We start from the raw sequence: 19921 nt of genomic DNA on the forward strand, positions 1-19921 counted from the left end.
ATCGAGGAATCTTACCGCTTGTATCATGTTATAAAACAGATTGTTGTAATTGACCAATGATTTGAGGATTTTCTAAGGTCGAAATATCTTGGGTGATCAACTCGTTTTTCGCAATAGAACGTAACAAACGGCGCATAATTTTACCTGAGCGCGTTTTTGGCAGATTTTCTGCAAAACGAATATCTTCTGGTCGAGCGATTTTTCCAATCTCATTGGATACCCAGATTTTCAATTCTTCCGCGAGTGCTTTCGCCTCTTCCCCTTCTGGACGGAAACCATTTAATACCACAAAGGCAACGACAGATTCACCTTTGATTTCATCTGGTTTACCTACAACAGCTGCTTCCACAACACGTTCATGGGCAACTAAAGCAGATTCAATTTCTGCGGTACCAAGTCGATGTCCTGACACATTAAGCACATCATCTGTTCTACCTAAAATCCAGAAATAGCCATCTTTATCTCGTAGAGCAGAATCGCCTGCGACATAGTATTTCCCACCAAAAGTAGCAGGGAAATAGGTCTCTTTGTAGCGTTCATCATCTCCCCATATAGTCCGCAACATTGATGGGAATGGGCGTTTAATCACTAAAGAACCACTTTCTTCCACATCACATTTTTGCCCTTGATCATTCACGACTTCCGCCATAATACCAGGCAGAGGCAATGTACAGGAGCCAGGTTTTGTTGCAATCACGCCTGGAACAGGGGCAAGCATAATGGAACCTGTTTCTGTTTGCCACCAAGTATCCACAATCGGACATTTCCCTTTACCCACCACATTATGATACCAAAGCCATGCAGAAGGGTTGATCGGCTCACCGACCGAACCAAGTAGGCGTAAACTCGACAGATCATATTTATTGGCTACACTCTCACCTAAACGCGTTAGAGAACGAATAAGTGTTGGAGATGTATAAAATACCGAGACTTTATGACGTTGAATCATACGCCAGATACGTCCTACATCAGGGTAACTTGGCACGCCTTCATAAATCAGTTGAGTTGCTCCGTTGGCAAGCGGACCATAACAAATGTAGGAATGCCCTGTAATCCAACCAACATCAGCAGTACACCAATACACATCATTCAGTTTATGATCGAAAATCACCCTAAAGGAGTTCATCGCACCTAATAAATAACCTGCCGTACTGTGTACTACCCCTTTCGGTTTACCTGTTGAACCCGAGGTATAGAGAATAAAGAGCGGATCTTCTGCGTTCATCCATTCAGGTTCGCAAAACGCAGGTTGGTTTTTAGAAAGCTCATTCCACCAAAGATCACGCCCTTTTTTCCATGGAGTATCAATATTGACACGATGATAAACGATAACATTTTCTACTGATTTACAGCCTATATCGAGCGCTTCATCAACGGTCTCTTTTAATGGAATAATTTTTCCACCCCGAAGCCCTGCATTTGCCGTAATAATTAATTTCGCTTCCGCATCTTCAATACGATCACGCAATGCCCCAGCGGAGAATCCACCAAAGACAACTGAATGTACCGCACCAATTCGTGCACAAGCCTGCATAGCGATGACAGCTTCGACAATCATTGGAAGATAAATAATGACACGATCGCCTTTCTTGATGCCAAGTTCTCGTAGTGCATTACCAAATCGGCACACACGATTGTGTAACTGTGCATAAGTAAATTGAGAAATCTGACCAAAATCGGATTCAAAAATCAGCGCAAGCTTATCGCCTTTATCGGGAAGATGACGATCCAAACAGTTATAGGAGACATTTAATGTACCGTCAGAAAACCACTTATAAAACGGTGGGTTACTATCATCGAAAATTTGCATGAAAGGCTTTTTCCAAGTGATTAGCTCGCGTGCTAATTCACTCCAATACTGCAGGTAATCCTTGTCTGCAAATTCCCATAGTGCCTGATAATCTTCAAGCCCAGAAACATTTGCTTGACGGCGAAATTCATCATTTGGCTTAAAAATAAGAGGAGTTGTATTTTGCATAGAAGTGCTCCTGTGATAATAAGGAATGTGGACAGAATCTAATCAGTCCACAGCACTCTATGCGAAGATTAAATAAAGATCAATTTTGTTAATAAATTGTTGTGATCTTGTTCGCATAAATTTACAAAAGCACCAAGAAAATATATTTAATTTCTTAAATAACAGTATGTGGTATGTGTTGAAGTATTGCCATAATAACGAGTTTACTCATTTTTTAAGTCTTTTCTTAAAGACACCATTAGCTGATCGATCTTGAAATTTTCCGTATCAATAATTTCAAACTTATATTTGTCGTACAGCACAAAGTCGGTCTTTTTCGGCACTTTTCGTAGCATATACATCATAAAACCGCTGATGGTTTCGTAGTTCTCTTGATTTGGGAAGGCTTCAATATCTAAGGCTCTCATCACATCTTCTAATGGTGTTGAACCATCGACCAGCCAAGAGTCCTCATCACGGCGAACAATCTGCTCTTCTTCACTAGAGACCAATTCGCCCATGACAATACTCATCACGTCATTTAAGGTCACAATCCCCACAACTAACGCATATTCATTGATAATCACCGCAAAATCTTCCCCTGACGATTTAAACAGCTCCAACACTTCAAACAGCGAAAGGGTATCAGGAATAAACAATGCTTTACGTAACACTCGATTATCAGTCAATTTTACGTTTTCTTCCTGCAAATAGAGCGTCAATAAGGTGTGTGATTCCACATAGCCTAAGATTTTATCCAAACTGCCGTCGGTGATAATCAGCTTGGAATGGGAATTCTCTTTTAGGGTTTCAATGATTTGTTGGCGATTGAACGATTTATCTAGAGAAACAATATATTCCCGAATGGTCATGGTTGATGTGACTGTTCGCTGTTGCATATCGAAAATATTTTCGATTAGATAATGTTCTTGGTTTTTAAGTACGCCTGCTTCTGCACCCGCATCAACCACGGCAATAATATCGTCCGATGTCATCGTATCTTGGCGGACGGTTGAAATACGTAATAAACGGAATAAACCATTGGCGACAGTATCAAAAATAATCACCAAAGGTTTAAAAATAAGAATACTAAAGGACATAATGCCGACCATTTTCATAGCAACATTTTCAGGGTTAGCCATAGCTAAACGCTTTGGCATTAAGTCCGCAAAAATAATAAATGAGATCGTCACAATCGCAAAAGAGAGCCACGATGATGCACTTTCCAGCCACTCAGCTTGGCTATATTGGCTTAGAAATTGATGCACATAGGGAGTAAGCGACCCTTCACCCACCATACCGCCAAGAATTGCCACCATATTTAAGCCAATTTGTACAACGGTAATGAATTGCCCAGGTTTTTCTTGTAAAGCAAGTACACGCTCAGCGCGTTTATCGCCTTCATTAGCTAAAGTCTGTAACTTTAATTTTCTTGCGCCCGCGAGTGAAATTTCACCTGAAGAAATAATTGCACTGATAACAATCAAACAAAGAATAAGTAAGATAGATTCAAATAGTCCCATGATCGATTCAAATTAAAACAATGTTGGAGAAATTATAGCAAAGCCTAGGCAGACAAGCGGTAAGATTTCCGCAAAATTTTGCAAAAAAAGATCAAGATCTGACCGCTTGTAATCTTAATTCTTGTAACTCACCACCTTTGGTGATTTTGAATGCTTGCTTACAGCGTAGAAATAAAGGCAAATCAGTCATGCTATCTGAATAGCCCATTTCAAATTGAATTGCGGGCTGAAAACGTTTATCCAACATCTTAATTTTATTCTTTGCTAAACAATATTCCGTTAACCATAAACTGCCAAAACGATAAGTGAGTAGTGAGCCTATAACGTGAATATAAGGGTGTTTGAACCAATCAGGATAAAGTTTCTCTATGATAATGAGAGGGCTACCTGAAATGATAAAAATGGTATCCTTTTGAACTAAATGCCCTTCAAATGCTTGATAAACTTGGGGGATTGGCGTAGGTAAGAATTGCTTACAAAAGCCGTTAATATACTGCTGATACTGTTTTTTCGTGGAGCCTAAAGTTGTAAAAAATAAAATAAGATTTAGGCTGGCTCTTTTTGTCGGAAAGAGATAATAAATTCCTAAAGAAATCAGTAAGAAAGGGAAAAAAACGATCAAATTGATGATGCGCCTTTTGATCAAATATTTAATAAAAAGAGCCCCAGTATCTTCCTGATGAAGTGTGCCATCAAGATCAAAAAAGATATGTTTCATAGGATTTGCAATAAATAAAGGGAGGTTTCCCTCCCTAAAATAATGATTACTCTTCAATAGAACGTAATAAATCGTTGATACCCACTTTACCACGAGTTTTTTCATCAACTTTTTTCACGATAACCGCACAGTAAAGGTTGTATTTACCATCTTTTGACGGAAGGCTACCTGAAACCACCACAGAACCCGCTGGTACACGACCGTAATGGATTTCGCCTGTTTCACGATCATAGATTTTGGTGGATTGACCGATAAACACCCCCATTGAAATCACACAACCGTCTTCAACAATCACACCTTCTACGATTTCAGAACGTGCACCGATGAAGCAGTTATCGCCGATAATGGTCGGGTTAGCTTGTAACGGCTCTAACACACCGCCGATACCCACACCACCTGATAAATGCACGTTTTTACCGATTTGTGCACAAGAACCCACCGTTACCCAAGTATCCACCATGGTACCTTCGCCAACATAAGCACCGATGTTCACAAATGATGGCATTAACACCACGTTTTTCTCAATATGTGAACCTTGACGCACAACGGCACCTGGAACAGCACGGATACCGTCTGCTTTGAATTGTTCTTCACTATATTTGCCATATTTGGTTGGTACTTTATCGTAATATTTGGTTTCTGCACCATCAATGATTTCGTTGTCGTTGATACGGAATGAAAGTAAAACCGCTTTTTTCACCCATTGATTAACAACCCATTCACCATCAATTTTTTCTGCAACACGTAGTGAACCATTATCTAATCCTTTAATCACTTCTTCGACAGCTGAACGTGTTTGTGCATCAACCGTTTTTGGGGTAATTTCAGCGCGACGCTCGAACGCCGCTTCAATAATTGCTTGTAATGACATTTGCATTTCCTTCTTGTGAATAAAATAAAAAAACGGCGAACGTTTTAACATATAAGCGCGGGGATTTCTACTAAATTCACAAAAATATCTTTGTTGATTTTGTTTGAGAGTTGTTCCGTAACGTGAAGTATGAAAGAATTAGTCATATTAATAAAATTCGAACATATTTTATAAAATGCTTATGACATTCTTAAAAAATATATACTTATTTTTAATATTGTGCGTATTAACTGCCTGTAGCTCAATTTCTGTTCAACAGCTCCCTAGACAAGATGTTGAACAACGTTTATTTAAAGTGGAACAGCTCCAACCAAAACAAGAAACTAGCGTACTTGCGGTACAATTTTCTACAGAACAATGGCGTTGGGTGCAAACCGATCCGCTTGGTGCGCCGATTGCCCGTTTATTATTAACCAAACAAGGCTGGCAAAATGACGGTTTTGTGATGCCGAATCGCCAAGCCCAACAACTTTACTCTGCGTTAGCCACAGCATTAAACCCAAATCAACCACTCTTTCAGTTTAGTGATATTCAGCAGACAACAAGCGGTCAGATTTATTCAATAAATTACCAAAAAGTGTGGCGTATTTCACAGCAACAAAATCAATTTCAGATTACACTTGCCGATGGTAGTCAATGGCAAATCGAGCCGTTAGAACAATAGGGGACTATGTGGATAGATTTTATTTAAGCCAGCCTGCCCTCGTCAGTAGTTTAGGCGAAGGCATTGAAACACATTTAAGTCAATTACTGATTGGGGCAGAATCCCCGTTAAAACAATCAGAGAATGTCTTTCAAGATCATCAAATTCAAGGTAAAACAGGCGTTTTCGGCGAATGTCGTTTCCCGTTAAGAGCCTTTCCTGAAAACTTGGCAAAAATGCATCATAGCCGTAATAACCAACTTCTTTGGCACGCGTTAGCTCAAATTGAACCGCAAATTCAGGCAACGATTGAACGTTTTGGAAAACAACGTATTGCCGTGGTAATGGGAACATCCACAACAGGTGTTGATGAAAATATCCCTGTCTTTAAACAAGGGGCATTACATAATGACTGGTCTGGAGCAGAGTTTCGCCAACAGCAACAGATTTTTTCTGCACCTGCTGATTTTGTGGCGGAAGTTTATGGATTAAAAGGATTAACTTACGGTATTTCCACCGCCTGTACTTCAGGTGCAAGAGCGTTAATTAGTGCGGCACGTTTACTCAAGAATAACTTATGCGATGCTGTTATCTGTGGTGGTGTCGATACCCTTTCGCCTTTAACCATCAGCGGTTTCGGTTCGCTATCGGTATTATCGGAACAACAAACCAATCCCTTTTCAGTAAATCGTAACGGGATCAACATTGGTGAAGGAGCGGCAGTATTTATAATGACTAAAGCACCGCTAGACGAGCATCATATTCAACTATTCGGCTATGGATCGAGTAGCGACGCTTATCATATGTCTTCACCACACCCCGAAGGTGAAGGGGCGATTGCCGCTTTTGAAACAGCATTAAAATCTACCGCACTTTCAGCTGATCAGATTGGTTGGATTAATTTACACGGCACAGGAACAATCCATAACGATCAGATGGAAAGCCTTGCCGTTGCAAAAGTTTTCGGCAATCAAACCGCTTGTACCACCACTAAACCTTATACAGGGCATACTCTCGGTGCAGCAGGGGCAGTTGAGGCAGCAATTTTATGGGCGGTAATCAGCCGTAAACATAACCCAACAGGCAAATTACTACCGCAACTTTGGGATAAACAAGCGGACAGTACTTTGCCAAATATTGCTATTACCGATGAAAACAGCGTTTGGGCAGACGGCCAGCGAATCGGCGCAAGCAGTTCCTTTGCCTTTGGCGGTAACAATGCCGTGTTAATTTTAGGAGAAACCAATGGCTAAATTAGTTTGCCCGATTGAACAAGTGGCACCATTGTTACCACACAGTGGCGATATGGTTTTGTTAGATCGTATCAGCGATTTTGGCGAAGACTTTCTGATTGCCGAAACAGAAATTCGTTCAGATAACATTTTGATTAAACATGGGAAATTAGCTACCTTTGCAGGCATTGAGATTATGGCACAAGGTGTGGCTGCGTGGTCAGGTTGTTTAGCCACACTTGCTGATGAACCTGTGCGTTTAGGTTATCTGCTCGGTACTCGAAAACTACATATTCATACACAAGAAATCCCTGTTGGAAGTAAACTACAAATTAAAATTAAGATGTCGATCCAAGACAGTACAGGCTTTGGAGTCTTTGACAGCCAACTGATTGACTTAACTTCGGGTAAGGCTATTTTAGAAGGGGCGTTGAATGTGTTTAGTCCGAAGGATAGCAAAATTTAACGTAGGGTGCGTTTACTAACGCACCATTCTTGAAATCATCTAGAAAATTTAGTGCGTTAGCAAATGCACTCTACGGAATCAAAAAATGTCAGATAAAACGATTTTAATTACAGGCTCTAGCCGAGGTATCGGCAAAGCGATTGCTTTAACATTAGCAAAACAAGGTTATGACATTGTGGTGCATTGTCGTAGCCGTATTGAAGAAGCGGAAGAAGTTGCACAAGCGGTGAGAAACCTAGGACAAAATGCAAGAGTATTGCAGTTTGATGTCAGCCACCGTGAACAGGTGAAAGCCATTCTTGAGGCTGATGTCGAGGCGAATGGGGCTTATTATGGTGTGGTCTTAAATGCAGGTTTAACCCGTGATAATGCCTTTCCAGCCTTAACTGATGACGATTGGGATAGCGTACTTCGCACTAATTTAGACGGTTTTTATAACGTATTACACCCGATTATGATGCCAATGATCCGCCGTCGTAAAGCAGGGCGAATTGTCTGTATTACCTCCGTATCTGGCTTGATCGGCAATCGTGGGCAAGTCAATTACAGTGCCTCTAAAGCAGGTATTATTGGTGCGGCGAAAGCCCTTGCAATTGAATTAGCAAAACGTAAAATTACCGTGAACTGCGTTGCTCCAGGGCTGATTGATACGGATATTTTAGATGAAAATGTGCCTATTGATGAAATTCTTAAAATGATCCCAGCTGGGCGAATGGGTGATCCTGAAGAAGTGGCACACGTCGTTCAATTTTTAATGGACGAAAAAGCAGGTTACATCACTCGCCAAGTGATCGCTGTGAATGGTGGATTGTGCTAAATGTAGTAGATGTGTGAACGCTCAGCTATGACGATAAAACGAGATAAATTATGCAAACAAAAAGAGTAGTTATTACAGGTATCGGAGGCATTACCGCATTTGGTAATAGTTGGGCGGAGATTAAAAATGCTTTCCAACGCAAACAAAATGCTGTGCAATTTATGGATTGGGAAGGACGCTATCCTGAACTGGAAGCCCGTTTAGGTGCTCCAGTTTCGAATTATCAAACACCTCAGCATTGGACTCGCAAACAGTTACGCAGTATGGGACGAGTTTCACAATTATGTGTTGATGCGGCTGAACGAGCTTTAGCTTCTGCAAATTTGTATCTTGATGGCAAAATTATCCCAACTGTTACCGACGGTAGGATGGGTGTAGCGTGCGGTTCGTCAACGGGAAGTACTCGAGATATTCGTGATATTGGTGAGCTTTTAATGACGGGGCAATGCCATACTTTTAGTGCTAACACTTATGTCCGCATGATGCCTCACACTACTGCTGCAAATATCGGGATTTTCTTCGGTTTAACTGGACGGATTATCCCAACGTCAAGTGCTTGTTCATCAGGCTCACAAGGTATTGGCTATGCCTATGAAGCGATTAAGTACGATATGATCCCAATGATGTTGGCAGGTGGTGGCGAGGAATTTTGCCCGTCTGAAGTCTATGTGTTCGACAGCCTGTATGCCGCAAGCCGTAACAATGATAATCCACATCAAACCCCACGTCCTTATGATCAAAATCGTGATGGTTTGGTGATTGGTGAAGGGGCTGGAATGTTTGTGTTGGAAGAGTTGGAACACGCCTTAGCTCGTGGTGCAAATATTATTGCCGAAGTGGTGGGCTATGGGGCGAACAGTGACGGTAGCCACGTTACCCAACCGCAAGCAAGCACAATGCAACGCTGTATGGAATTGGCGTTAAAAGATGCAGGTATTTCGCCAACGCAAATCGGCTATGTAAACGGACACGGCACCGCAACGGAAAAAGGTGATATTGCCGAAACGCAAGCCACAGAGGCAGTTTTCGGTTATGTTCCGCTCAGTTCACAAAAAAGCTATCTCGGACACACGCTCGGTGCTTGCGGTGCATTAGAAAGTTGGTTCAGTATTGAAATGATGCGTGATGGTTGGTTTGCACCGACAATCAACCTTGAAACTGTTGATGAACGCTGTGGCAAGGTCGATTATATCCAAGGCGATGGACGAGAAATCCAAACGGATTATGTGATGAACAATAATTTTGCCTTCGGTGGGGTCAATACCTCATTGATTTTTAAACGTTGGGTAGGGTGCGTGTAAACGCACCAAAGGGAATATTTCAGGTGCGTTTACACGCACCCTACATAAAGAAAAAAATGAAAAAAATCTTACTGGTTTCTTATTCTCAAACTGGGCAACTCACACAGCTTGCCAAAAGTTTTGTTTCGCCATTACAAACGCAATCGGACATTATTATCGAGCATTGCCAACTTCAACCGCAAACCGCCTATACATTTCCTTGGCGGTTTTTACCGTTTTTTAATGCTTTTCCTGAAAGCGTGCATTTGCAACCTGCACCCATCAAGCAACCCGAATTGAATAGTGAAAAATATGATTTAGTGATTATTGCCTACACGGTTTGGTTCTTATCGCCTTCACAACCCATCACAGCATTTTTGCAAAGTGAACAAGCCAAACAGATTTTAAAAGATACGCCCGTTATTACGCTAATCGGCTGTCGTAATATGTGGCTACAAGCTCAAGAAAAAATGAAAAAATTGCTGGCGGATTGTGGTGCAAACCTGATTGGCAACGTGGTTAAGGTTGATCAATCGAACGACTGGGCGAGTTTTATCACCACACCGCTTTGGATGCTGACCGGCAAGAAAAAAGTCGGTAATCTGCCGAGTGCAGGCATTGCAGAAAGTGAAATTCAAGATGTCAGCCGATTTGGTGAAAAACTGTTGCAAATTTTTAGCGAAAACCGACCGCTTGATACAAGCATTTTCCGCAATATGAATGCGGTGAAGATTGATGAAAAGCTGATGATGAGCGAAAAAGTAGGTAGCCGAAGTTTCCATATTTGGGGCAAATTGCTTATCAAGTGCGGTCAGATTTCACCACAATTTAGAAAAGTAATGCTCTGTGTCTATATCGCTTTTTTAATCGCAATGATTTTAACGGTTGTACCGATTTCAGCGGTGATTAAATGGGCGTTAAAGCCGGTGTTACAGAAAAAATTAGATGAACAAAAACGGTATTTTGCCGAGCCATCAGGCGAGTAGGGTGCGTGTAAACGCACCGCTTTGAAAACGATAATAAAAATGGTGCGTTAGCAAACGCACCCTACGGAATAAAAAATGCAAAACGTCTATATCAATAAAATTTCCGCTTTCTTGCCGAACAACCTCGTTTCCAACGACCAAATGGAAGCGGTATTGGGAATGGTGGGAGATGTGCCTTCACGCGTGCGTAAAATGATTTTGCGTTCAAATGCTATTGAGCAACGTTATTACGCCATTGATCCTGTCACTCGTCAAGCCACACACAGTAGCACGGAACTTGCTGTGCAAGCGGTGAAAAATTTAGGTATTTCTGCCAATGAATTTACCAGCCTTGCGGTTGGTACTTCTTATCCAGACCAAATTATGCCAGGGCAAGGGGTGATGGTACACAGTTTGCTCGACAAGGCACCTCCAATGGAAGTGATGTCAATGTCGGGCGTTTGCGTTGCAGGTATGGCGGCGATGAAACACGCTTTCAATGCGGTACGCACAGGCGAACATCAAAGTGCGGTCGCCGTGGCATCGGAATGTGCCTCAGCCATTATGCGTAGTGAAAATTTCAAAAGTGAAGTGGCACAAAAACAGCTTGATAATGCCAAACCTGAAATCGGTTTTGAAAAAGATTTCTTGCGTTGGATGTTGTCCGATGGGGCAGGGGCGGTGCAACTTTCCAATCAGCCCAATGCAGACGGCATCAGCTTTCAAATTCACTGGATTGAGCTGATTTCTTATGCCAATGAAATGCCGGTTTGTATGTACGCAGGCGGCGAAGTACAAGACGGCAAATTTGTCAGTTGGAAATCGGTGTCGCAGACGGAACGGGACGCTAAGAGTTTTATGGCAATCAAGCAAGATGTGAAATTGCTTAACGAAAATATCGTTAAATACACGGTGGAAAAAGCCTTAGCTCGTGCCATTGAAAAATACGGCTTAAAAGCAGACGAAATCGACTACCTACTTCCCCATTATTCTTCGGGTTTCTTCCGTGATAAGCTATCGGAAGGTTTACGCAATATCAACTTCGATATTCCGCAAGAAAAATGGTTTACCAACCTCACAACTAAAGGCAACACAGGCTCGGCATCCATTTACATTATTTTGGACGAATTTAGCCGTACGTTTGAGCTAAAATCAGGGCAAAAAGTATTGTGCTACATTCCCGAAAGCGGACGGTTTTCGTCTTGTTTTATGTTGTTAGAAGTCGTGAAAAATTAAGGTAGGGTGCGTGTAAACGCACCAATAAATGTAACGAAGATAAAATGGTGCGTTTACACGCACCCCTGCGAACTATGGATATAAAAGACATTCCCCAAGACAACAGCAAAATCTTTCGTGGACAGAAAAAAATCATCTACGCCACCCGTAACGGCAACTACGAAAGCGGCACCACATCGGGTTGGGACGATGAAGAATTTGCTACGCAACAAGCGGTGGAAGAACTCAACCAACAAACCGAACAAGCCCTACAAGCGGTCAAAAACGGCGAAAAATCCCTACTTTATTATTTGATGTACAAATACCGTTTCGATGAACAATCCCTCGCCCAAGCCACCGGATTTTGGCAATGGCAAATCAGACGGCATTGCAAGCCCGAAGTTTGGGCGAAATTGTCGCAGAAGAAGTTGGAGAATTATGCAGGGGTGTTTGGGGTAGATATAAAAATGTTAAATTTGAACAGTCAACTTTAAGTTGACAGTTCAAAATAGCATTTAGTTGTAAACTTAAAGTTGACAACTGGAACAATTTTTCAAGCGGTTACTTTTTATAAAAATTTTGCAAATGAACAACAACTTCCAACACCAACACACTGCCCATTGTGAAAGTGGCGTGATGTCCACCTTGTTGAAATCGCAGGGTGTTGATTTTAACGAGGCAATGGTTTTCGGCTTAGCATCGGCATTAACCTTTGTTTATATTCCGTTGATTAAAGTGAGCGGAATGCCATTGATTTCTTATCGTATGCCACCTCGTTCGATTATTAAATCTTTGGCTAAATCGCTCAACGCGCGGTTAAAAATGCAAAAGTTTCGCTCGGCTGAACAAGGGCAGACGGCACTTGATGAGGCATTGGCACAAAATAAATTAGTGGGCTTGCAAACTTCGGTGTTTTGGTTGCCCTATTTTCCGCCTGAAATGCGGTTCCATTTTAATGCACATAATTTGTTGGTGTATGGCAAGGAAGGCAGCGACTATTTGATTAGCGACCCTGTTTTTGAAACGGTGCAACGTTGCAATGCAGACGATTTGCAACGGGCAAGGTTTGCCAAAGGGGCATTGGCGGCAAAAGGTTTGATGTACTATTTTGACAATCAACCCGATATGTCGCAGATTGACTTGCCGAATTTAATCCGTAAAGCCATTCGCAAACAGGCAAAACAGATGCTTGCTCCGCTGTTTTTTGTGGGGGTAAAAGGCATTCGTACCGTGGCGAACAGCATTGAAAAGCTGGCAACTGGTAAAAAAGGTGAAAAATACAACTGCTTGTATCTTGGGCATATTGTGCGTATGCAAGAAGAAATCGGCACGGGCGGTGCAGGTTTTCGCTACCTTTATGCTTATTTCCTTGAACAAGCCGCTGATATTTGCCAAGAACCGAAGTTTAAACAGGCATCAGAACAGATGACCGAAATCGGCGACCAATGGCGACAATTCGCCAGCCTTTGTGTAAAACAGTGTCGAAAACCGAATGTGGAAGGGTATCGGGAAATAGCGGAGTTTTTGAGGGGAATTGCGGAAAGGGAAGAAAGATTGTGGAAGATGTTGAAATAATATGGTAGGGGCGGGTCCTGTGCCCGCCCGAAAATAATTGTTAAATATCGGGATATATGAATAAATTAAATTTACCACGACGAAAAACAATTCGTCTACAACACTACGATTATTCCGAAAGTGGACTTTATTTCATTACCATTTGTGTTCAAGATCGCCTATGTTTATTCGGAAACATCTGCGATGAGAAAATGAACTTAAATAATGCCGGAAAAATGGTTGAAACAGCTTATTTTGAATTGGAACAGCATTTTCCAACAATAAAATGTTTAGATTATGTGATTATGCCTAATCATATTCATTTTATTCTACAAATTGAAAATTCAGATAAACTAGCTCGTCATTCATTATTTGGTGTTATCCAGCGATTTAAATCTCGGACAAATGTTGAATATATCAAAAATGTAAAGCAGAATAATTGGCAACCCTTTAATCGAAAATTATGGCAACGGAGTTATTACGAACATATTATTCGAAATGAAAAAGATTATTTAACGATTGCTGAATATATTGAGAATAATCCGTTAAATTGGATGCACGACAAATTATATATGCAAGAATAAATTACGGGCGGGCACAGGACCCGCCCCTACGGATATTAGATGATAGTTATACACAATTTAAACCACCAATACCCCAACGCTCCAACCCCTGCTTTGCAAAATATCAATCTGCATATTGAACAAGGCTTGGCGGTTGGTTTGCTTGGTCCGAACGGGGCAGGGAAAACGACTTTGATGTCGCTACTGACGGGGTTGCAAGCGGTGCAATCGGGGCAGATTTTGTTTAATGGTGTGCCGTTTGAGAAACTGACGAAGGCTCAACGACATCAAATTTCCCTTGTGCCGCAAGATTTTGCCTTTTATCCGCTTTTGACGGTGTGGGAAAATCTAAAATTTTTCGCCACACTTTATGATGTCAGCGATAAAAAATGGTTGGCGGAATTGTTGGAAAAAACAGGGCTAACGGCACATCAATCCAAACTTGCCAAGCATTTATCGGGCGGTTTGAAACGCCGTTTAAATTTTGCGATTGGGTTAATCAACCGTCCGAAAGTGATTTTTCTTGATGAAATCACCGTTGGCATCGACCCACAATCTCGCCAGTTTATTTTAGACAGCGTGGCGGATTTAACCAAGCAAGGAGTGACGGTGATTTATACGTCTCATTATTTGCAGGAAATCGAGCAGTTGTGCGATAAATTGGTGTTATTGAATGAAGGCAAGCTGATTTATCAAGGTTCGGTGCAAGGAATTTTGTCGGAGGGTCAAAGTTTGGAGCGGTTTTATTTGTCATTTTTGGCTAAGGCGGATAAATCGTGTTAATAGCATCGATCTTTAAAGAACTTCGCCTTTTAAGTCGTGATCTACACGGGGTTGCCGTGTTGTTTATGATGCCGATTTTGTTTATGTTGATTATGTCGGCGGCGTTGAGCAATGATAATGAACTCAGTCACCAATCGGAAATCGTGTTATTAAGTGAGCCAAATAATTCGCTTAACTACGATTTTTTCAAGGCATTGCAACGGGAAAATCTGAATATTCAGCAGGCGGATTTAAGCCAGTTGGAACAGTATCAGACGGCATTACAAGCGGGTAAATTTGAGCTATTAATTGCCAATTTCAACACGGAACAGACCGCTTTGAACAAAGAACAAGCCTTGCAATTATGGCTAAATCCGAGTGTCGATCGGGGTTGGTTGTTGGGGGTGAAAGGCGTATTGCAAAAACATTATACGGAACAACGTATTCAGCATTATCTGAAAGACAATCACATCACCTTAGAAAACAATAAACGCAAACAAATTAAAGAGATAGAGAACAAAGTAAACAAAGAGCTAGACCAAAAGTTTAGCCAAATCAACGATTATTTGAGCAAAGAACTGTGGCAAGAAGTGTATCTCAACCGCCAAGGCAAAGAAGTGGCGAAACCCAATTCGGTGCAACACAGCGTCCCTGCTTGGCTGATTTTTGGTATGTTTTTTATTATGATTCCGCTGTCTAATGTGATGGCAATGGAACGCCAAACCAATACCATTACACGGCTACGAATGGCAAGGGCGTCGGCGTTTCAGTTGATTGTCGCCAAACTGATCCCTTATTTTATGATTAACCAACTGCAATTTGTCGGTATGATTGCCCTTGGCTATCTGGTGTTACCGCAGTTGGATATGCCTGCCTTTACCTTGTCGGGCGATTGGTTGCCTTATGCAGTGCTGTCCAGTGCGGTGAGTTTAGCAGCATTGGGCTACGGCTTGTTGGTGAGCGTGGTGGCTCGCACCACAGAACACGCCGTGGTGTTGGGCGGTGGTGGCATCATTATTATGGCGGCAATTGGCGGTATTATGGTGCCGACTTATGTGATGCCTGACATTATGCAGACGGTAGCACAATGGTCGCCAATGGGTTGGGCGTTAAGCGGTTTCCAAAATTTGCTGTTAAATCAATATGAATTGTCGCAAATTGCAAATGAATTGGGGAAATTGACCGCTTTTGGTTTGACTGCATTAGGCTTGGCTGCGTTGATTTATCAACATCAATTAAAAACACAAGTAAGATTTTAGTAGGGTGCGTGTAAACGCACCGATTATTAACATTTATTTAAATGGTGCGTTAGCAAACGCACCCTACGAATTATGAAATACCAATTTACCCTAGAACCCGAATTGCTCGAATTAGAGTTAAAAAAACTGATTATCCAAGAAAGCGAGAAAGACGATTTTGCACCCGAAGACATCAGCGATGATGAATGGCTGTTTGGTGAACAAAGTCGTATTCAGCTGGACTCCTTAGACGCGTTACAAATTGTGGTGGCGTTGCAAGCGCATTTTAAAGTGCGGTTGCAAGGGGATAGAATGGTGCGTAAGCATATGATGTGTGTGAAAGATTTGGCAAAATTTGTGCGTGAGAGCCATTCATAATGTCGAACGTTTATCTTGTTGCCAGTCAATCACGCTTTGCAGAAAATATCTCGAAACAGACCGCTTGTCAGCTCGGTGTGCAGACGGCATTGCCTTATTTCAAAGCCTTTGATTCGCAATTTGTAACCTTGCCCGAACTCTATTCACTGATTGAGCAACAAATCGCACAACTGCTTGAACAAACCGCTTGGTCGCAGGAAGAATTAAGCCAAATTCCCTTTTTCTTAGGTTCAACCAGTTATGTGATTGCTGATTGTGAGGCACGCTTGGCTCAACAACAGCCTTTGCCGACAGAATACAGCATTGCGGTGATTGGCGAATATTTGCGACAAAAATATCAGACGGAAGTGTTTAGCTTCGCAACTTCTTGCACTTCTTCGGCACAAGGGGTGCATTATGCTTATAAGATGCTGAAATCAGGGCTTTATTCCAAAGCGATTGTGATTGGTTTTGAGCTATTTAATCGTTTAACGTTTGAACATTTCCATTCCATGCACTTGTTATCCCATTCTGAGCCGTATCTTCCATTGATTGATTCAGAAGGCATTGTGTTGGGTGAAGGGGTAGCTTGTCTGGCGTTAAGCACTGAACCCAATCATCAGTTTGAATGTGAATTATTGGGTGTCAGCAGTTTAACGGACAATGAAAATCTAACCAACAACAGCCCAATCGCCTTGCAAAAATTATTACTCCAAACCTGTGAAGTTGCCAATGTTGAACCTAACCTTATTCAAGGAATTAAGGTTCATGGTGTAGGCGGAAATAGTGATGAAATGGAAGGGCGGTTATTATTAGACTTATTTCCACAAGCCCAATGGATTCTTACTAAACATTTTATGGGGCATACCTTAGGGGCAAGCGGTGCCTTAGAAACCGCCTTTTTGCTTGATTGTTTTATTCAAAGTGAAGTTCCTAATTTGCAAAAAAATGCCGATAACTTACCGCTTGCTCACGGTAAAAAGCTCGAAAATGGCTATTATCTTAGCTACTTTTTAGGCTTTGGTGGCAGCAATGTGGCGTGGATAATGAGGTTAAATCACAATGAATAATGCCGTTTATATTGCTCAACGCAGCCAATTTCTTTGCCAAGATGTTGATGATAAAACCCTACGCCAACAGTTAAAAACACAGGGTATCGATGCTCGCCGAATGAGCCGTTTTACCCAATTAGCCATGTTGGGTGCTTTGCCTTTAAAAGAGCATATTTACCCAAACACCCCTATTTATCTTGCGTCCAGTTTTAGCTCGCCAGCTAAATTTAACAAAATCTTTCAGCAATTAAATACAGAAAATATCCCTAGCCCCTTAGATTTTATGGCGAATCTCAATAATGTTGCCACATTTCAACTTGCTCAAACTTTAAATACCACCGCCACAACGCTTTTTTTGGCGGTCAATCAACACAATTATTTGCAACCGTTAAAATTAGCAATGTTAGATCTACAATCTGAATGTTGTCAAAATGCCTTAGTCGGCTGGGCATATGAAAGCTCAAATGGCGAGCAAGAAGGAAGTATTTGGTGGCTACTCTCTCAAAATTCACTCAACAATATATCGTCAGATGTTATTTCAATAGATGATGCGAATAATGGGTTAAATACATCTCATTGGTTTACTACGATTCAAGAAATGAATATCACAAATGAGTCTGTATTTTCCCTACTGAAATAGTGTAAACTAATGTCAATCTTAGATCATGAATTAGCCACGAATGACAACTTTAATTTGTAACTTTTCTTTTAATATCAGTCGTTGGAATGTGGTTTGTAATAAAACCTTAACCGTAGAAGATTGGAAACTAGGCGAAAACCACTGGCAACAAAACAGTACAAGTTGGGAAGATTTTGCACCAAAACTGGCATTTCTTCCCCCACTTAAACGTCGCCGTTTAAGTGATTCTGCACGGCTCTTTTTTGAGTCTGCGTGGTGTTTAACTGAACAAGATGAAAATCTGCCCGTGGTATATGCCTCTTCAAACAGTGAGATCAACCGCAGTTTTGCTTTGTGGCAAACGTTATTGCAAGAGGGTGATGTTTCGCCGACTTCCTTTAGTCTGTCGGTTCACAACGCCTTAGTCGGACAATGGTCCGAAATGCGTCAGGTGAAAACAGAAACGACTGCAATTACAGCTCAACAAGATAATTTGGAAACCGCTTTACTTGAGGCATATTTATTGTTGAACGATGGTTACGAGAAAGTGTTAGTGGTGATTTCGGAATCTCCGCTATATGCAGAATATAATGCTCAGCCCGTTATACGCCAGCCGTTTGCTTATGCTTTGGCAATGATCATAGAAAAGGGGGAGCAATATCATCTTAGTTTACACGCACAGCCGGGGAATATAGAGTCTTTTTTTGCAACAGGTGATAATAGTTTAAATTGGGTTAAACAACAGCATCTTGCTCAATCGCAATGGCAAACACCAAGCAGTCGAGGGGGATATTGGCAATGGCAGAAAAACTAGATTGGATTAGGCGTTTTCTTGGCACGTTATTCGGCTTTGTATTGTTTGGCATAGTCGGCGTGTTGTTTAAAATTGTATTGCATCGCTATGCGAAAAATTATCCGCATAACGATTTGGCAACGCAACTGCAAGGGCGACAAATTGTCGGGAAAACGTGGCGATTTTTCGTCAATTACCTGAAATGGGCAGGAATTTTGGAAGTGAAATATCACGGTTTTGAACGCTTGGGGCGAGAAGGACAGTTGGTATTAGCCAATCACCCATCACTACTCGACGTAGTGTTGATTTTCAGCCAAGAGCCTCGTTTTAACTGTATCGTGAAAAAAGATCTGCTAGATAATCCATCTATGAGTAGCCCGATCCGTGCTTGTGGGTTTATTCCAAATACCGAATCGGAAGAATTACTTGAGCAGAGCCATCAGATTTTACAAAACCAAGTGCTCTTGTTATTTCCCGAAGGAACACGCACAGACTGGGATGGCGTGGTAAAATTACACCGTGGTGCAGTATCCATCGGTTTACGCAGTGCGAAAGTAATTACGCCGATTGTAATTAAAATGCATCCGTTAAATTTCAAAAAAGGTCAGCCTTGGTATAAAATACCAAGCAAGAAAATCTGTTATGAATTAACGGTGGGAGAGGATATTGATCCGCAACAGTGGCTTGCAGAAAAACCGTTGCCAATCGCCTCTCGCCGTTTAAATGATTATTTAGAAAATTATTTTAATACTTACTCTAAGGACTAAAAATGGAACTCGAACAACAACTTAAACAGCTGATTATTGACAGTCTTGCCCTTGAAGATATTACCGTTGAAGATATTGAAACAGAGGCTCCACTTTTTGGTGATGACGGTCTAGGTTTAGATTCCGTTGATGCGTTGGAATTAGGTTTAGCAGTGCAAAAAACCTTTGGTTTACAACTTGATAGTGAACAACAAAACTTGCGTGAACACTTTGAAAGCGTTGCAACGCTCGCAAGTTTTATCCGCTCTCACAAAGGTTAAGGGGGGAGACAATGACTGAACAAGAAATTCAGAAAATTCTAACGGAAGCTTTAGTTTCATTATTTGAAATTGATGAAGATCGTATTAAGCCTGAAACCAATTTATATGAAGATCTTGAAATTGACAGTATTGATGCGATCGATTTGATCGATTACATCAAACGTCAAACGGGTTACAAACTTCAAGCAGAAGATTTCCGTAATGTGCGCACCGTCAGTGATGTCGTTACTGCGGTAAAAAAAATTAGTAGCAACTAATCTATCTATGTA

The 19921-nt window shown here is 41.4% G+C and carries 23 protein-coding genes; 19 read left to right on the top strand and 4 right to left on the bottom strand.

Annotated elements, in window-relative coordinates:
- Positions 1 to 28: 28 nt before the first annotated feature.
- From acs to dapD, 4 genes are all read right to left on the bottom strand, one after another.
- Complete coding sequence (gene acs / locus EXH44_RS06595) at positions 29 to 1978, bottom strand: acetate--CoA ligase (protein WP_162856753.1); 1950 nt, start codon at positions 1976 to 1978, stop codon at positions 29 to 31.
- 203 nt (positions 1979 to 2181) lie between these two features.
- Positions 2182 to 3480: a polyamine export protein PaeA gene (gene paeA, locus EXH44_RS06600; protein WP_162856754.1), complete on the bottom strand. Its 1299-nt coding sequence runs from the start codon at positions 3478 to 3480 to the stop codon at positions 2182 to 2184.
- Between the two features lie 91 nt (positions 3481 to 3571).
- Entirely contained in the window at positions 3572 to 4303 is a 732-nt protein-coding gene (locus EXH44_RS06605; protein WP_162856755.1) for a haloacid dehalogenase-like hydrolase, read from the bottom strand.
- On the bottom strand, positions 4245 to 5069 hold the full coding sequence (gene dapD, locus EXH44_RS06610) for a 2,3,4,5-tetrahydropyridine-2,6-dicarboxylate N-succinyltransferase (RefSeq protein ID WP_162856756.1): 825 nt from the start codon (positions 5067 to 5069) through the stop codon (positions 4245 to 4247). The genes EXH44_RS06605 and dapD overlap by 59 nt, the downstream gene beginning before the upstream one ends.
- A 181-nt stretch (positions 5070 to 5250) precedes the next feature.
- Between dapD and EXH44_RS06615 the strand changes: the two genes are divergently transcribed.
- The 19 genes from EXH44_RS06615 (at position 5251) to EXH44_RS06705 (ending at position 19909) form a co-directional block, all read left to right on the top strand.
- Entirely contained in the window at positions 5251 to 5733 is a 483-nt protein-coding gene (locus EXH44_RS06615; RefSeq protein ID WP_162856757.1) for a hypothetical protein, read from the top strand.
- An 8-nt stretch (positions 5734 to 5741) separates the two neighbouring features.
- Complete coding sequence (locus EXH44_RS06620; protein WP_208717119.1) at positions 5742 to 6965, top strand: beta-ketoacyl-ACP synthase; 1224 nt, start codon at positions 5742 to 5744, stop codon at positions 6963 to 6965.
- The gene (locus EXH44_RS06625) at positions 6958 to 7410 is read left to right on the top strand and encodes a hotdog family protein (protein WP_162856759.1); all 453 of its coding nucleotides are present in this window, start codon (positions 6958 to 6960) and stop codon (positions 7408 to 7410) included. The genes EXH44_RS06620 and EXH44_RS06625 overlap by 8 nt, the downstream gene beginning before the upstream one ends.
- An 85-nt stretch (positions 7411 to 7495) precedes the next feature.
- On the top strand, positions 7496 to 8227 hold the full coding sequence (fabG, locus tag EXH44_RS06630) for a 3-oxoacyl-ACP reductase FabG (RefSeq protein ID WP_162856760.1): 732 nt from the start codon (positions 7496 to 7498) through the stop codon (positions 8225 to 8227).
- Between the two features lie 50 nt (positions 8228 to 8277).
- Positions 8278 to 9528 (top strand): beta-ketoacyl-ACP synthase, encoded by a 1251-nt coding sequence (locus EXH44_RS06635; RefSeq protein WP_162856761.1) that lies wholly within the window; start codon positions 8278 to 8280, stop codon positions 9526 to 9528.
- A 56-nt stretch (positions 9529 to 9584) separates the two neighbouring features.
- On the top strand, positions 9585 to 10493 hold the full coding sequence (locus EXH44_RS06640) for a dialkylrecorsinol condensing enzyme (RefSeq protein WP_162856762.1): 909 nt from the start codon (positions 9585 to 9587) through the stop codon (positions 10491 to 10493).
- Positions 10494 to 10568: 75 nt separating this feature from the next.
- Complete coding sequence (locus EXH44_RS06645) at positions 10569 to 11708, top strand: beta-ketoacyl-ACP synthase III (RefSeq protein WP_162856763.1); 1140 nt, start codon at positions 10569 to 10571, stop codon at positions 11706 to 11708.
- A gap of 44 nt (positions 11709 to 11752) precedes the next feature.
- Positions 11753 to 12181, top strand: a complete 429-nt coding sequence (locus EXH44_RS06650; RefSeq protein WP_244238711.1) for a DarG family dialkylresorcinol biosynthesis protein — start codon at positions 11753 to 11755, stop codon at positions 12179 to 12181.
- A gap of 91 nt (positions 12182 to 12272) precedes the next feature.
- Positions 12273 to 13262 (top strand): BtrH-related acyltransferase DarH, encoded by a 990-nt coding sequence (gene darH / locus EXH44_RS06655; RefSeq protein WP_162856764.1) that lies wholly within the window; start codon positions 12273 to 12275, stop codon positions 13260 to 13262.
- 215 nt (positions 13263 to 13477) lie between these two features.
- A complete protein-coding gene (locus EXH44_RS06660; protein WP_244238712.1) occupies positions 13478 to 13825 on the top strand; it encodes a transposase in 348 nt (115 codons plus the stop codon).
- 39 nt (positions 13826 to 13864) lie between these two features.
- The gene (locus EXH44_RS06665; RefSeq protein ID WP_162856766.1) at positions 13865 to 14587 is read left to right on the top strand and encodes an ABC transporter ATP-binding protein; all 723 of its coding nucleotides are present in this window, start codon (positions 13865 to 13867) and stop codon (positions 14585 to 14587) included.
- Positions 14581 to 15825, top strand: coding sequence for an ABC transporter permease (locus EXH44_RS06670; protein WP_162856767.1), 1245 nt, complete (start codon positions 14581 to 14583; stop codon positions 15823 to 15825). Before EXH44_RS06665 ends, EXH44_RS06670 begins: the two co-directional genes overlap by 7 nt.
- 72 nt (positions 15826 to 15897) lie before the next feature.
- Positions 15898 to 16182, top strand: coding sequence for an acyl carrier protein (locus tag EXH44_RS06675; RefSeq protein ID WP_162856768.1), 285 nt, complete (start codon positions 15898 to 15900; stop codon positions 16180 to 16182).
- Positions 16182 to 17231 carry a beta-ketoacyl synthase N-terminal-like domain-containing protein gene (locus EXH44_RS06680; protein ID WP_162856769.1) on the top strand — a complete coding sequence of 350 codons (1050 nt, stop codon included), beginning with the start codon at positions 16182 to 16184 and terminating at the stop codon, positions 17229 to 17231. Before EXH44_RS06675 ends, EXH44_RS06680 begins: the two co-directional genes overlap by 1 nt.
- Positions 17224 to 17853 carry a hypothetical protein gene (locus EXH44_RS06685; RefSeq protein WP_208717121.1) on the top strand — a complete coding sequence of 210 codons (630 nt, stop codon included), beginning with the start codon at positions 17224 to 17226 and terminating at the stop codon, positions 17851 to 17853. Before EXH44_RS06680 ends, EXH44_RS06685 begins: the two co-directional genes overlap by 8 nt.
- Positions 17854 to 17893: 40 nt before the next feature.
- Complete coding sequence (locus EXH44_RS06690) at positions 17894 to 18646, top strand: beta-ketoacyl synthase chain length factor (protein WP_162856770.1); 753 nt, start codon at positions 17894 to 17896, stop codon at positions 18644 to 18646.
- Positions 18631 to 19392 (top strand): lysophospholipid acyltransferase family protein, encoded by a 762-nt coding sequence (locus EXH44_RS06695; protein ID WP_162856771.1) that lies wholly within the window; start codon positions 18631 to 18633, stop codon positions 19390 to 19392. The genes EXH44_RS06690 and EXH44_RS06695 overlap by 16 nt, the downstream gene beginning before the upstream one ends.
- A 2-nt stretch (positions 19393 to 19394) precedes the next feature.
- Entirely contained in the window at positions 19395 to 19652 is a 258-nt protein-coding gene (locus EXH44_RS06700) for a phosphopantetheine-binding protein (protein ID WP_162856772.1), read from the top strand.
- An 11-nt stretch (positions 19653 to 19663) separates the two neighbouring features.
- Positions 19664 to 19909 carry an acyl carrier protein gene (locus EXH44_RS06705; RefSeq protein ID WP_162856773.1) on the top strand — a complete coding sequence of 82 codons (246 nt, stop codon included), beginning with the start codon at positions 19664 to 19666 and terminating at the stop codon, positions 19907 to 19909.
- Positions 19910 to 19921: the final 12 nt, after the last annotated feature.

Source organism: Actinobacillus indolicus, from assembly GCF_004519515.1.
In the GTDB taxonomy this organism is placed as follows: domain Bacteria; phylum Pseudomonadota; class Gammaproteobacteria; order Enterobacterales; family Pasteurellaceae; genus Glaesserella; species Glaesserella indolica_A.